This is a genomic window from Luteibacter sp. 621, assembly GCF_050435445.1.
Lineage (GTDB): Bacteria > Pseudomonadota > Gammaproteobacteria > Xanthomonadales > Rhodanobacteraceae > Luteibacter.
In genome coordinates this window covers 314396-328347 of the sequence record NZ_JBNDKI010000001.1, presented here as the reverse complement: position 1 = coordinate 328347, position 13952 = coordinate 314396, and the positions used below count along the sequence as shown (strand labels likewise).

Here is a 13952-nt window from a genome sequence, read left to right as displayed (position 1 = left end):
AGAACCTGCGGTCTCTTCCGCGTCGGTCAGCGCCCGGCGGTCCCTGTCGACCAAACGGCCCCCTGGGGGCTGTAGATGACAAGGTTTCCGTCTCCCTGCAGATACAGGTGTGCACCGGACTGGCCGCCTGAGCCCGACGACCACAGGAGTTCGCCCAAGGCGCCCCGCAGCTCGAAATTTCCATCGGGCGTCAGCCACGCCTGCGCCGCATCCGAGCCGGACGTGCCCGTCGCGACCAGCGTCTCTGTCCCCGACGTGAGAACCAGGTCCCCGTCTGTCTTCAGCGTGACCGCATGGGTGCCGTCACAAGACAGCAGGCTCTGGCCGGGCTTGAGACCCTGGCCCGGTTCGATGGTGCCGCACCCGGCCGGTGGATTGACGGGTGCAAGGTTGACCGGCGGGAAGAACGCGAGGTCGACCGCATTGGCAAAGGCCTGGTAGCCAGCATCGGATGGATGGAGGTTGTCGGCGGCCACATAGGCCGGCAACGTGTAGGTGGGGCGATTGGGGTCTTCCAGCACCTTGTGGAGGTCGACCACGCCGTCGCATCCGCTGTCCGGCGACAGGATGAAGGCATTGAGCGCGTCCGCCCGGCGCTGCCCCTCCTCGGTCCAGTTTTCAGCCGCATGGAACGTCGGCATGGTTGTGCAATAGAACTTGATGTCCCGGGCATGGGCCTCGGCAATGAGTGTCCGGTACGCAGCAATCATGTCGTCGGCCGTGGCATTGGCGGCCACAGGCAGGATGTCGTTCATCGGTGCGTCAGAGAAAATCACCCATCGCACACCGGGCTGGTCGAAGACGTCGCGCGAGAAGCGCTCCAGGATGTTCGGGCCATTGTTGATGAGGCCGTTGCCGCTGATGCCTTCATTGACGATGCCGACTTTCATGTCTGCGGCATTGAGGCGACTGGCCAGGAAGTTCGGATATCGGTGGTTGGCGCCGTAGGTCGACGCATACCCGTCGGTGGCCGACGCGCCGAGGGCGACGAGGGTGCCCTGCAGGTCGTCCCCCTGGACGTCCATGTTCAGCAGGAACTGGTAGTCGCCTTCCTCCGTTGCCTGGATCTGCGGCTGACCGCTGACGTCTCCCGTGGCCACCCATTTGGACTGGTTGCTGTAGCTGTGCCCGGTCACCGCGTTTGTCGCTTCGGGGACATAAAAGCTCACCGCCACGTCACCCGATTGGGGGATGGAGATGTCTACGGCATCGGTCGCCACGCTTTGTCCGACGGGGATGGTCACCGAGCGCTGCCCACCGAATGTGGCAACCCGGTCCGTTGCGCCGTCGACCGTCGACCCCGTTGGGTTCAGGGCCAAGTGCACATCGCTGATGACAAGGGGGGCGTCGCCATAGGCGTTGGAAAAGCGCAGCCGCGCATGGTTGCCGCCGACGCTGGTGTGGACAATCTCTCGCAGCGTTTTGCCACCGTAGTTGACCGGACCCATGGGAACGGGCGCAACGCCCCATGTGCCAATCCAGGGCAGGTTGCCCGACGCGTGGGTGACGAGGGGAGTGAGGGCGAGCATGGCAACGACGGCGATGCTGCGTGATTTCGACGGGATGCGGTGGGGAAGGGGCATGATGTGGCTCCGGCGTGGGGACGGCGGGGATGAGGCGTCAGGACGCCTCGACGAGGGTTTTCATGGCGCTGACGCCGCCTTCGAAGCGCTGCGTGAGTCGTTCGTGCTCAGCTGCCCGTTGCTCATTGGAAAAAAGGGTCTGGTCGAAGGTCAGCGTCCATGTCAGCTCACACGCATCCGGACCGTCTGCTTCGACGGCCACACAACCGTGATAGCACAGTGTTGCCATCGGGCCCTCAATCTGGGCATAGGTGTAAGACGTCCGGGTCTGGCCGACCATGACTTCGACAACGGTGTCGCCCACTTCGCGGACGGAGCCGAGGTTGCCGTCTCCCTCGGTGACGCGGCTTTCGATGCCAAGGAAGCGGCCAGCGTCGGCAAAGTTGCCGATGCGCGCCCAGGCCACACGGGCGCTGACGGACAGCTTTCTGCGGACGACCACCGTGGCGAACTGCGGAAAAATGCTCATTGGGGCCCTTTCAAAGGAGGGGCCGGCAAAGCTGCCAGCCCCCTCGTTCTCAACCGTGGACGACCGGGCTCTTGCCGGTGAGAAGGTGCTGGAAGGCCAGCGCATACTCGGACGCCGACTGCTGGTTCTGCCCGGTGACGAGACGACCATCGACGACGACGCGTACGCCCTGGGGCTCGACGTGCACAAAGTCGATACCCGCCTCTTCCATGACCGGCTGTGGATAAAAGGGGATGAACTTCGGTCCGTAAATCGCTTCCGCCGCGATGTCCTCGCTCAGGGTAAAGCCGGTTGCCTTGCGGCCGGTGACACGGTCGGGATTGTTCGCCAGTGCAATGGAGCCATGGCAGATGGTACCGACGACCTTCCCGGTTGCCCAGAAATGCTCGAAGAGATGTGCAAGCTCTGCGTTCGGATAGAGGTCCACCGCTGCACCGGTGCCACCCGCGACGTGGATGGCATCGAACTGCACGGGGTCGACGTCCGCGAGACGAATGGTGTTGCCGAGGCGCTCAACGAGTGCAGCGTCGGAGAGGAAGCCCTTGCTCACCAGGTCATTGGCCTCAAAGGAGCCGTCCGTCGACGGATCGCTCAGCTTGTCCCAGATGACCTTACCGCCCTTGGGACTCGCGAAGGTGATCTCATGGCCGCGTTCGGAGAGATGCCAGAACGGGCGGGTGACTTCCGCAAGCCAGGTGCCAAGGGGCGCGCTGGTAATGACAAAGAGAACTTTCATCAGTCGAGGAACTCCGTGAGGTACGTCAAGAGGGCATCGGGCTTTTCTTCAGCGATGAAATGACCGCTGCCTTCCACCCGATAGGTGGTCGAGGTGGTCGCCGTAGCCTCGAGCGAGGCCTTGAGGCGGGTGTAGCCGGGGCCGCCGAGACCGAGCACCGGCATCGTGAGCTTGGCGTAGGTCTCCGAATCGGCGATGTCCTGGCTGAAGGCCTGGTACCAGCCGTTGCTCGCACGGATGGCGTCACGGCTCGCGTAGGCCGCCTTGTAGACAGCCCGGTCGCGCGCATCAATCGCGGCTTCGTTCTTCGTCATGTAATGGAAAAACCATGCCTGCTCGCGGTCCTCCCGTCCTTCCATGAGGTCTTCCGGGAGGCCCTTGACCTGGTGGAAGGCAAACCACCAGAGGTAGGGATGCTCCTCGTCAATCTTGTCCGCGAAGGTGCCGGCGTCGGGAAGCATCTTCAGCTGGAGGTATCCCTTTGACGGGTGGCCCACGTCGAGCAGCACGAGCTTGTTGACCACCTCGGGATGATTGACGGCGAGGCTGAAGGCGACCATCGCGCCAATGTCGTGACCGACGACATCCGTCTTTCCGCCGCCGAGCGTCTTGATGAGCTCGGCGATGTCCTGGGCCATCGTCTTCTTGTCAAACCCGCCAGTGGGTTTGTCGGAGGCTCCCATGCCCCGCAGGTCGACGGCGACCACGCGATGGGTCCTTGCCAGTTCCGGCATGACCTTGTGGTACGACCACCAGGTCTCCGGCCAGCCTGGCAGCAAGACAATGAGCGGGCCCGCGCCGCCGGCGACGTAATGCAGATGGATGCCGTTGACGGCCACGGTTTGATTGGCGAACCCGGGCAGCGTCTTGACGAGGGCCGCGTCCGAGGTCGCCTGCGGGTTTGGTGCGGGATGGGCCGCATGGGCGGGAAAGGCGAGAGCAAGGCAGAGCGCTGCAACAGCAAGCGGGGATTTCATGGAGTGGTCCGGGATGAGAAGCCGTGATTACGCCGACGGGAGACAGGGGCGTCTTGGACCGGGCTGCGGCAGGAAAAATGTTTGCGTTTGCAAGGCTGAAGCGGTTGCTTCAATTACAAAAGCCTAGGATAGTCGGGAGGCATTCCCGTCCCCATCACAGGCAAAGCCCCATGAAAACCGTGCGCTTCCACTACACCGGCGGCCCCGACGTCCTGCAGTACGAGGATGTTCCCGAGCCGGTTCCCGGCCCCGGTCAGGTCAAAATCAAGGTCGATGCCGCCGGCATCAATTTCTCGGACATCCTTCGTCGGCGCGGCGACGATTACCCCGAGAGCTCACCGACCCCGTTTACGCCCGGCAGCGAGATTGCCGGCACCGTCTGTGCGCTCGGCGAAGGGGTCGAAGGGCTTTCCGTGGGCGACGCCGTGTATGCCGCACCGAGGAAGGGCGGGTACGCGCAGTATGTCGTGGTCGATGCCGCCACAGCCGTGCATCTGCCGGACGGCATCGAGGCGGCCGAGGCAACCTCGCTGGTCATCCAGGGGCTTACCGCACTGCTGTCATTGCGCGATGCGGGGCGTCTTCGCGCGGGCGACACGGTGCTCATCGAAGCTGCAGCAGGTGGCGTCGGTGCCTATGCGGTGCAGCTCGCCAAACTGTCGGGTGCCGGCATGGTCATTGCGGCGGCAAGCACGCCCGAGAAGCGGGCGTTTGCCGAATCCCTCGGCGCGGACGCATCGGTGGACTACACCCAGGAAGGTTGGCCGGAGCGCGTGCGCGAGCTTACGGGCGGGCGGGGTGTGGACATCGTCCTTGAGATGGTCGGCGGCAAGGTCCTCGGTGAGGCGCTCCGTGCCATGGCCCCGTATGGCCGGATGGTCGTCTACGGTCAGGCCAGCGGTGAGCGCGCGTTTGTCAATCCGCAGGATCTGACAATCGACAACATCTCTGTCATCGGCTTTTACATCGGAGGGTACTTCAAGCACCGGCCGGATCTCATCAAGGGTTTGCAGGAAATCATCGGCCACGCCCGGGCAGGTCGTCTGTCCATCAACGTGGGTGGGCGCTTCCCCTTGTCGCGTGCCGCAGACGCCCATCGCTTTGTCGAGGGCCGCCAGAGTTCCGGCAAGGTCGTCCTCGAACCGTGGGTCGACGCCTGATGGAGACGGTCATGAAGGCCATTGGTTACTCCGACTGGTCGGGGAGCTGGAAGGAAGGCGCGGGCAGCATCTCCACGGAGAGCCTGACCGTGCCCAAAACGTATTACAGCTATGCCACGCGTTTTGAGGGCGCAAATGGCGCCAGCCCCGAGGAACTGCTTGCTGCGGCGGAGGCCGGGTGCTTCAACCAGGCGCTGGCCAACAACTTTGGCATGAACAACCTCAAGGCCGACTCCATCGCAACGAGCGCGGTGGTCGAGATGGGGCGCGACGAGAAAGACAGCCCGGTCATCGCCGGGATCGTCCTGCAGGTCGAGGCTGTCGTTCCTGGTGCGACCACGGACGTGTTCGATGCGTGCGTCGAGCGGGCAAGGACGCGGTGCAGCATCGCCAAGGTGCTCAAGGTCGACATCAGCGTCCAGGCGACGCTGCGGCCGGGTTGAGTACCGCCCGGGCGGTCGCCGTTCAGCCGGGGGCCGCCCGGGGCGCTGCCATGGCCGGATGACTGGCGAATCCGATGGCCATGAGCGCGGCAACACAGTCAGCAGGCTCGATGATTCCTTCGCGGGTTGTCGAATCGATGGACCCTGCCAGTCGCGCCAGGGCGGAGGCGGGCATGGACGGGGCGACGTGCAGCGCATGGGCAAGGAGTGTGGGTGCCATCGCCAGACGAGGCCCCTGGGGCGTGTCAATCGACGCGGTCACCCAGGAGGCGCTGGTCGCGCCGGGGAGCGTCAGGCTTCCACCCGATTCGGCGACAAGCGCACAGGCGTCATGGGGGGCGTTGTCAGACCCTTCAAACGACGCGCACACGGGCAGCAACGCCCCAGGGTTGGACGTCTTGCCGATGGGGGAGAGAACGAGGACCTGCACACCGTCCCTGACCTGGGTTTCCCCGATGAGAAAGGGAATGCGCGACTGCAGGGCAAGCGTGCGCCATGCAGCCGAAAGAGCACGGACGCTGGGTATGGTTTCCGTGGACGCCGGTGGAGGCATGCTCCGGGGCGCGTTGGCGAGCGTTGCCCACACCGCTCGCGCAGCACCTTCTCCCGTGTGCCATGCAACGCGCGCAATCAACGTCGCTGCGAGCACCGGCCGGGGCAGGCCATTGGGCATCTGGCAGGTCGTCGGGGTTGTTGAACCGGCCCGGACGTCCGTTCGTGACGACGGGTGCATCGCTGCGTTAGAAGTGCTTGCGAACGCTTCCGGCGACGGGGCGAACCACCCCGGCAACATGCTGTTGAAGCTGGCCGGTGTTGCAACGGTGGCCACGGCAAGCAGGAATTTGGCTCGGGTAAACATGGGGTCCATGAAGGGATTGGCACGAAGGCGTGGCAGCAGCGCGGCTTTGAACGCGTCACGGGTGCGAAAGTTCACAGATTGAAGTGACAGGGGCAACAGCGTCACTCTCCTCCAAGGTCCGCGACGTGACGAGGTCGCACGATGGGCGCCATTCCCCAACTCCCAGTCACCATGCTGCGTCGCCACACCTTCTTCGTCAGCGCCGTTGTTGCACTCATCCTCGCTGCGTCGCCCTGGACCACGCCATCGGCTGCCCCTGTTGCTGCGCAGGCGCTGTCAGCGGGAGGCCACGACGCGACCGTCAACGGCGTCAGGCTCCATTACGATGTTGGCGGCAGTGGACCGCTTCTGGTCATCCAGGCGCCCGGATGGGGCGTTGGCAGCAGCTACCTTCGAAAGGGCCTTGCCCCGCTCGAGGCATCGTTCACCGTGGTCACTGTCGATCCGAGAAACAGCGGACAGTCCGACCGCGTGCGTCAACCCGAAAAGCTGACCGACATGCAGATGGTCGACGACCTCGAGTCGTTGCGCAGCGTCTGGGGTGTTGAGCGATTCGCGCTGCTTGGACACTCCAACGGCGGCGCCATCGCGCTGGCCTATGCAGAACTTCATCCTGACCATGTCTCCCGGCTTGTCCTCGTCGGAACCGAGCTGCCGACCTTCGCGCGGCGCGGTGACCATGCGGCGCTGGACCATCGGCGACATGGTGACAAGCGGTTCGAAGACGCCTACCGGCATGTCGATGATGCGACCGAGACCGACGGTGCGTTCCTGGCCAATCTCAAGGCCACATTGCCATTGTATGTCTCAGACCCGGACCGGTCGGTGAAAGCGGTGGCCGAGACCCTGCCCGAGACGGTCACGGTCTCCTCGACCGCCGTCTATGCAACCGGGCATGGAAAGCCGGCGCTGCCTGCATCGTCTGCCGCCGCGCACATTCGGATACCGGTCATGCTCATCGTGGGCGAGGACGATTGGCCCTGCACCCCGGCCCCGTCGCGCCTCATCCATGAACGCATTCCGGGGTCCGTCCTCCGCGTGTACCCGCAGGCGGGCCACTTTACGTGGATTGAGCGCGCGGATCTGTTTTTCCCCGACGTCATCCAGTTCCTGTCCCCGCAATTGTCCCAGGGACGCTGAACGGAATTCGTCAGGCGCGACGGCGCGCGGCCTGTTCCTCGCGCCACCGGTTGGGAGACTGGCCGTGGATGCGGCGGAATGTATTGGTGAGGTGCGCCTGGTCGAAGAAGCCGCAGTCGGCGGCAATCGCTGTCAGGGACGACGAGGAGCTGAGAATCATGTCCCGGGCGCGGCGAAGCCGGAGCTCCATGACCCAGGCATGGGGCGTTTTCCCCATGCGGAGCACGAAGGCGCGGTGGAAGTAGCTCACGCTCAATCCGGCGACCTCGGCAAGACGGGACGTCGGGAGACTGACGTCGATGGACGCCTCGACAAACCGCCGCAAATCCGCAAAACGGTCGTCCGACAAGGCGAGCGTCCGCCGGTGACGTGCCACGCCACGCACAGGGGAATCGTACGGCGAATCAATCCGAACGAGGCGAAGGGCGGGCGGCGTGAATTTCGTTGAGAGCGGTCGCGCCGTGCATGGGCGCCCGGTTGCGGTAAAGCAACGGCACTCAAACAGTCCACGCGCGGCCAGGGGCACGGAATGCAATCGCAAGTTCGCCACTCTCCCCCACATGAATGTGGGCCAGTCGGGGTGCATCGCCTTCCTTCCTGCCCGGAGGCCGAAAGCGGACCATGGATTGAGGTTACTGTAAAAACTGAAGTGGCTCTTGGACGAAAATCGCCTCTTCGCCACATCACGACGTCTTGTCCATTTGCGACGTCTGGATTCGGACCATGGAGCGGCGACCTCCATGGACCCACTTGACGACGTGACATGCGAAAGCTCCCTTTGCGCCCCGGATGTTTTGCCTTCTCGCAACGTTTTTAGACGGATGACGACGACTTTGCGCCAACGGTGAGAATTTTCTCACGCGTCCATTGACAGCCTCGCGTTTGGACGTCTAATTTGAAACACGGTCTTAACGTCCTGTCCGCGATTCGTTGCTCGATCGCCGACACCACTGCCGCGATTTGCCAGTGCTGTGTGCCCGTACACCCGGGGAGGGTGGGGCGTCTTCAACCAGCCGGTGATATCGGTGCCATCTTCTGGCCATATGGCCTTTTGCAACAACGGTCCTCATTGGGCCTTTCGGGGAGTGTCTTGATGCACGTTCAATCCTTCCGACGCCGGGCGCTGATGCGTCCGACCGCGCTTTCCTTTGCACTCATGATGGGGATGGGCGCAGTTGCGCCTGTGTTTGCCCAGTCGACCACCGGCGCCATCTTCGGCCAGGCGCCCGCCGCCTCCGGTGAGACCGTCCTCATCTCGGGCTCGACCGGCTTTAGCCGCGAGGTCCCTGTTGACGCGCAGGGCCGTTACCGTCTCGGCAATCTTCCGCTTGGCAGCTACAACGTGAGCCTCAAGCGCGATGGTGCAGTGGTCGATTCGCGCAAGAACATCCAGATTACGGTCGGCGGCAGCACGGACGTGTCGTTTGACGCCGCTGTGGCGTCGACCGCGAACGCCCAGTCGCTCGACTCGGTGACGGTCGTTGCCAACAGCCTTCCGCCGATCGACACCACGGCGGTCGATTCGCGCACCGTGGTGACGTCCGAGACGCTTGCGCGTCTTCCGCTCGGTCGCAACGCCGAAGCCATTGCGCTGCTCGCACCGGGTGCCGTGCCCGGGTCTTCAAACCTTGGTAACGGCCGCTTCCGCACGGTGTCGTTCGGCGGGTCCGGTGCGTCGGAAAATGCTTACTACATCAACGGCTACAACACGACCGACCCGTACAAGAATCTCGGTGGTGTCGGCCTGCCGTACGGCGCGATTGACCAGCAGGAAGTCTATACGGGCGGCTACTCGGCCAAATACGGCCGTTCGGACGGCGGCGTGATTTCGCAGGTGGGCAAGCGCGGCACGAATGACTGGCATTTCGGCGCGCAGATCCTCTGGGAGCCAAAGTTTGCCGCCTCGGCACCGGGCAGCATCTACTACGGCAACCGGCAGCTGCCGACCGGCTATGGTTACCAGGACCCGTCGAAGGCCGGTGCCATCTACAAGTCGGGTGAGGACAACACCAAGTGGACGACGACTTACAGCGCTTACGTCGGCGGCCCGCTCATCAAGGACAAGCTGTTTTTCTTCCTGGCTGCGGAAGCTGAAAAGTCCGAAGGGGAGAGCACCAACTCGGTGGAGGCCAACCCGGTTGGTACGAACCACTACACCTACAAGCTGCCCAAGTATTACGCAAAGCTCGATTGGAACATCAATGACTCCAACATCCTGGAGTTGACGGGCATCCATTCGACCGACGAGCAGCGCGGGTACTACACCGGCTACGATTACGACACGCGCACCAACACGGGCCGCACGGGCGGAGACGCCGATACGTCGAAGATTGAGTCGAAGTACGCCATCGCCAAGTACACGTCGTACATCACCGACGACCTGACCCTGTCTGCGACATACGCCAAGGGTTGGACGGACGACTACCTGTCGAACCCGACGCCGAATCTTGACCAGCAGCCGTACATCTACAACCCGTACCTGCAAAACCCGGCGCTCAACGGCGGCAATCCGACGTCGAACCTCAACGCGTCGAAAGACACGCAGGACCCGTCTGCGGGCAGCCGCACGCATGGCCTGCGTCTTGACCTCGAGTGGCAGGTCGGTGACCACCACCTCGCCGGCGGCATCGACAACATGCACTACAAGGGCATTGACGAAGGCACGGCCACCAGCGGCCCGGGCTATTACTGGCGCTATTTCCACTCGGCCAACCCAGGGACGCCCATCAGTGTCTCGCAGGGCGTCGGCGCGCCGGGTGGGGCGGGCTACTACGTGCGCAAGGTCATCTTCTCGACGGTGACGAACATGTCGCTTGACCAGCGCGCGCAGTACCTTGAAGACCGCTGGCAGGTCAACGACAAGGTGCTCGTGAGCATCGGTGTACGAAACGATCGGTTCAAGAACTTCAACGACGAAAACAAGCCCTACGTCAACCAGGCGGCCCAGTGGGCGCCGCGCCTCGGCGCAACCTGGGATGTGTTTGGCGACTCCTCGCTGAAGATCTACGGCAACCTTGGCCGCTATTACCTCGCGCTGCCCAACAACGTGGCCGTCCGTGGCGCCTCGCCGTCAACCTACACGTTTGAATACTTCAACTACACCGGCATCGACCAGAACGGTCGCCCGACCGGGCTGACTCCGCTCGGCAATGGCCCGGTCTCCCCCGACGGTGAGTACGGCCAGCCGGTGGACGCCCAGGCGGTCGCTGCCCGCGATTTGAAGTCCCAGTACCAGGACGAAGGCATTCTCGGCTTTGACAAGACTGTCGGTGACGGTTGGGTGGCTGGTGCGAAGCTGACGGTGCGAAAGCTCCGTACGGCCATTGATGACGTGTGCGACACGGGCAAGATTGGTGACAAGCTCTCGGCCGAAGGCATCGACCCCGATTCGGTGGTCATTCCCGGCTGTGTCATCTTCAATCCGGGCAGCACCAACACCTTCTCGCTGGCCAACAGCAATGGTGTCGGCCGCACCGAGGTGAAGATGAACCAGTACGACTGGGGCTTCTCCGACAAGGCCAAGCGCAGCTACTACGCGCTCGACATGTACATGGAGCATCCGTTTGACGGCAAGTGGCAGGGACGGATTGACTACACGTTCTCGCGTTCCTACGGCAATACGGAAGGCCAGACGAAGTCGGACATCGGCCAGACCGATATCTCGAAGACCCAGGACTGGGACTCGGCCGAACTGATGCGCTACTCAAACGGCCTGCTGTCGAACGACCGCACGCATCAGATCAAGGCGTATGGGTCTTATCAGCTGACCCCGGAATGGCTGCTGTCGGGCAACCTGCGCCTGGCTTCCGGTGCGCCGAAGTCCTGTCTTGGCTATGAGGACGGCGAGGCGGACCCGGATCCGCTGGGCTACCAGTCTGCCTATCACAACTGCAACGGCCAGCCGTCGCATCCGGGCGCCAAGCGCAACGCCTGGTACCGCCAGGTGGACCTCGCGACCACCTATCGCCCGGCGCGTTTTGACAGCAAGCTGGCCTTCGGCGTCCAGGTGTTCAACGTCACCAATGAGCGAAAGCCCCTGAACTCGTTCTCAACGTACGAAGCGTCTCCGCAGACGGTTCTCAACAACTACGACCTCGGCGAGTACTACCAGACCCCGCGCTACGCGCGCATCACGGTCTCTTACGACTTCTGATGTGAGCTGACGCGCCAACAGGCCCCGCCTGCACGGATGCGGGCGTACAACAACAACAGCAACTCCCCATTTGTTGGTCGCCTGCTCCCACAGGCGGCCTTTTTTTGTCGGGGAAAGCGAACCATCCCTAAGGATAGGTTGTCTTATTCGTCATCCACTTCAAAAATGAGAGTTTCGTCCTTCGGGGCACCCAGGCGGCACATGGCGCATGATTGACAGACCTGAATTCGACCCGGTGGACACCGCCGGCATGGTTCCCGAACCGTATCCGCGCCTTGCCGAGGAGATGGTCGAGCGCATTGGCCGGCATGGCCTGTTTGATGCTGTTGAAGAGGGCGCGTTCCTCTATCAGCGCGGGCAACGCTCGGTGGATTTCTTCGTCCTGTTGTCAGGCACGGTAACCGTGTTTGACATTGATGCACGCGAGCGGGAGCGGACGGTCGTCGTCCATGAGGCGGGCTCATTTACCGGTGAGCTCGACTTGTTTGACGACCGGAGCATTCTCCTCAACGGTCGTGCGGGGCCTGGGACAACGGCGTACCGATTGTCCCGCGAGCAGTTCCGCCACATGGTCGCCTGTGAGCCGGACATTGCCGAATTCCTGACCCGTTGCATTATCCTGCGCCGGTTTGGTCTTGTGCGCCGGGGATTTGGAGGGGTCATGCTGGTCGGCCACCACACCTGCATGGACACGGCCCGCATCCGACGGTTCCTGGCCCGGAACGGCTATCCCCACCGGTTGCTTGACTCAACGAAGGACCCCTGTGCGCTGGAGCTCATCGAGCGCAGCGGCCTGCATGCCGGCGACCTGCCAGCGGTCATCACCGGGGGTGGGGCGGTCGTGAGGAACCCGACCACACCGCAGCTGGCCGACTTGCTTGGATTTTCGGCCCCCGGCGAGCCGGGTCACGTCTACGATGTGGCGGTGGTCGGCGCCGGTCCGGCGGGGCTTGCCGCAGGCGTTTACGGGGCGTCCGAGGGACTCGACACCATCGTCATCGAAGGGCTCGCTCCGGGCGGGCAAGCGGCGACGTCCTCAAAAATTGAAAACTATCTCGGCTTCCCGTCGGGGGTCTCGGGACACGCACTGGCGAGCCGCGCCCAGGTGCAGGCCCTGAAGTTCGGGGCAAGACTGACCATCTCGCGCACCGTCTTGCGTCTGCGGCAGTTTGAGTGCCATTTCGAGCTTGACCTCGACGACGGGACCACCGTCCGCGCCCGGGCCGTTGTTGCTGCAAGCGGGGCCCGGTACCGCAAGCTCGAGCTGGACGACTTTGACCGGTTCGAGGGACGTGGCATCCACTATGCCGCAACGGCCATCGAAGGTTCGGGGTGTGCGGGCAGTGACATCGTGGTCGTCGGGGGCGGGAACTCGGCGGGCCAGGCGGCGGTCTATCTCTCGCGTCTTGCCGCGCACGTCCACGTGGTCATCCGGTCCGGTGGGCTGGCCGAGACCATGTCCGATTACCTGGTCCAGCGCATCAACAACTCGCCTCGAATCACACTCCATGTCCACAGCGAGGTCGTCTCCCTGTCTGGCCGCGAACGCCTGGAGCACGTCTCCTGGCGCAATGTTCGCTCTGGTGAGCAGACCTGTGTAGATGCCGACAACCTGTTTGTGATGATTGGCGCGTCCCCCAACACCGAGTGGCTGCGGGATGCACTCACCCTGGATGCCAAGGGGTTCGTTCCGACCGGTGACCAAGTCCTGTCCCACCGGACGGGTGTCTTTGGCACCGAGCTCCGGGGGCTCTTTGCCGTGGGCGATGTGCGTTCGGGCTCCGTCAAGCGTGTCGCGTCGAGCGTCGGGGAAGGCTCGGTGGTCGTCCAGGCCATCCACCAGTTCCTCAGGCCGGAACTGGCCTAGGGCCGGCTCAGTCGGACTTCGTGGCGGCAGCCCGTCGTGCGGCCCGGAACGCAGCGGCCCGCCCCTCGCGTTCCGCCTTGAACTTTCGGCCCACGGTCGCGTCGCAAAGGTCGAAGGTGAACGGCGTGTCGGCCTTGCCCGGCACCCAGTCGGCATCCACGACGTCTCCGTTGCGCTTGAGGGTGAGAAGCACCGCCGGTGGCTCGTTTTTCCGGTACTTGCCCCATCGCATGCCCCAGCTGCGGAGCGCGAGAAGAACCGGGTCGAGCTCCTTGCCTTTTTCCGTCGTGAAGTACTCATAGCGGACGGGGCGGTCGCTGTAGGGAACTCGCTCGATGACGCCGTCCGCCTCAAGCCGCTTGAGCCGGGTCGACAGGAGAAACGATGACATGCCCGTCTGGGCCTGGATTTCGTCGAACTTCGACGAGCCCATGGACAGTTCACGGAGGATGAGCAGCGTCCATCGGTCGCCGACGACGGACAACGACCGGGCAATGGGGCAAACGCTCTCGTCGACTTCGTCCCAACTCATGAGGGGCTCCTTCAGAATTAGCAGCAGATTCTC

At 63.5% G+C, this 13952-nt stretch carries 12 protein-coding genes; 5 read left to right on the top strand and 7 right to left on the bottom strand.

Going from position 1 to position 13952, the window contains the following annotated elements; translation table 11 throughout:
- Positions 1–26: 26 nt before the first annotated feature.
- The 4 genes from ABIE56_RS01505 to ABIE56_RS01490 are packed head-to-tail and all read right to left on the bottom strand — an operon-like array spanning position 27 to position 3765.
- Positions 27–1583 carry a GDSL-type esterase/lipase family protein gene (locus ABIE56_RS01505; RefSeq protein ID WP_429242067.1) on the bottom strand — a complete coding sequence of 519 codons (1557 nt, stop codon included), beginning with the start codon at positions 1581–1583 and terminating at the stop codon, positions 27–29.
- Positions 1584–1620: 37 nt separating this feature from the next.
- Entirely contained in the window at positions 1621–2052 is a 432-nt protein-coding gene (locus tag ABIE56_RS01500) for an SRPBCC family protein (RefSeq protein WP_429242066.1), read from the bottom strand.
- Positions 2053–2101: 49 nt separating this feature from the next.
- A complete protein-coding gene (locus ABIE56_RS01495) occupies positions 2102–2788 on the bottom strand; it encodes a type 1 glutamine amidotransferase domain-containing protein (protein WP_429242065.1) in 687 nt (228 codons plus the stop codon).
- Positions 2788–3765, bottom strand: coding sequence for an alpha/beta fold hydrolase (locus ABIE56_RS01490; protein ID WP_429242064.1), 978 nt, complete (start codon positions 3763–3765; stop codon positions 2788–2790). Before ABIE56_RS01490 ends, ABIE56_RS01495 begins: the two co-directional genes overlap by 1 nt.
- Before the next feature lie 170 nt (positions 3766–3935).
- Here ABIE56_RS01490 and ABIE56_RS01485 point away from each other — a divergent pair, with 170 nt between their 5' ends.
- Positions 3936–4925 carry a quinone oxidoreductase family protein gene (locus tag ABIE56_RS01485; protein ID WP_429242063.1) on the top strand — a complete coding sequence of 330 codons (990 nt, stop codon included), beginning with the start codon at positions 3936–3938 and terminating at the stop codon, positions 4923–4925.
- A gap of 11 nt (positions 4926–4936) precedes the next feature.
- Complete coding sequence (locus tag ABIE56_RS01480) at positions 4937–5368, top strand: OsmC family peroxiredoxin (RefSeq protein WP_429242062.1); 432 nt, start codon at positions 4937–4939, stop codon at positions 5366–5368.
- Positions 5369–5390: 22 nt separating this feature from the next.
- Here ABIE56_RS01480 and ABIE56_RS01475 read toward each other — a convergent pair whose 3' ends face one another.
- On the bottom strand, positions 5391–6332 hold the full coding sequence (locus ABIE56_RS01475) for a hypothetical protein (RefSeq protein WP_429242061.1): 942 nt from the start codon (positions 6330–6332) through the stop codon (positions 5391–5393).
- A 36-nt stretch (positions 6333–6368) separates the two neighbouring features.
- Here ABIE56_RS01475 and ABIE56_RS01470 point away from each other — a divergent pair, with 36 nt between their 5' ends.
- The gene (locus ABIE56_RS01470; protein ID WP_429242060.1) at positions 6369–7367 is read left to right on the top strand and encodes an alpha/beta fold hydrolase; all 999 of its coding nucleotides are present in this window, start codon (positions 6369–6371) and stop codon (positions 7365–7367) included.
- A 10-nt stretch (positions 7368–7377) separates the two neighbouring features.
- Here the strand turns inward: ABIE56_RS01470 and ABIE56_RS01465 are convergent, their stop codons facing one another.
- Entirely contained in the window at positions 7378–7716 is a 339-nt protein-coding gene (locus tag ABIE56_RS01465) for a helix-turn-helix domain-containing protein (RefSeq protein WP_429242059.1), read from the bottom strand.
- 744 nt (positions 7717–8460) lie between these two features.
- On the opposite strand from ABIE56_RS01465, the gene ABIE56_RS01460 reads away from it, so the two are divergent.
- Complete coding sequence (locus tag ABIE56_RS01460; protein ID WP_429242058.1) at positions 8461–11520, top strand: TonB-dependent receptor; 3060 nt, start codon at positions 8461–8463, stop codon at positions 11518–11520.
- A 208-nt stretch (positions 11521–11728) separates the two neighbouring features.
- Positions 11729–13387 (top strand): FAD-dependent oxidoreductase, encoded by a 1659-nt coding sequence (locus tag ABIE56_RS01455; protein ID WP_429242057.1) that lies wholly within the window; start codon positions 11729–11731, stop codon positions 13385–13387.
- A gap of 7 nt (positions 13388–13394) precedes the next feature.
- On the opposite strand, the gene ABIE56_RS01450 is transcribed toward ABIE56_RS01455, so the two are convergent.
- Positions 13395–13919: a winged helix-turn-helix transcriptional regulator gene (locus tag ABIE56_RS01450; RefSeq protein WP_429242056.1), complete on the bottom strand. Its 525-nt coding sequence runs from the start codon at positions 13917–13919 to the stop codon at positions 13395–13397.
- Positions 13920–13952: the final 33 nt, after the last annotated feature.